The organism is Oleiphilus sp. HI0117 (assembly GCF_001635235.1).
In genome coordinates this window covers 1-330 of the sequence record NZ_LWGA01000352.1, presented here as the reverse complement: position 1 = coordinate 330, position 330 = coordinate 1, and the positions used below count along the sequence as shown (strand labels likewise).

At 43.0% G+C, this 330-nt stretch carries 1 protein-coding gene; it reads right to left on the bottom strand.

From position 1 onward, the window contains the following. Positions 1–330, bottom strand: a 330-nt coding sequence (locus A3757_RS26310; RefSeq protein ID WP_197469745.1) for a hypothetical protein, incomplete at both ends; no start/stop codon positions are given.

Here is a 330-nt window from a genome sequence, read left to right as displayed (position 1 = left end):
GGTGAGATCAGTTATCTTATCGTCACTTCGATAGTTGCCTTTCGCAAGGTCAATATCGGTTGACCAGATTAATTCACCATCACTGCTTCGCTTAACCAGCAAAATATTTTGTTGGCGGTCCGTGCCTGTTCGGATCGTTGATCCGCCGCTGATTATTTCTCCATAACCATCGACGGCGACATTTGATAGCCACTCAACTCGAGATTCATTGCTACTGGCATGAGAGTAATATTGCTCCCATTCTGGTGTGATTTCATTCTTACAGGCAGTCAGTAGGGTAAGCGGAAGCAATAAAGATAATGTTTTAAGGTGTAGGTTCATACGTTTAAT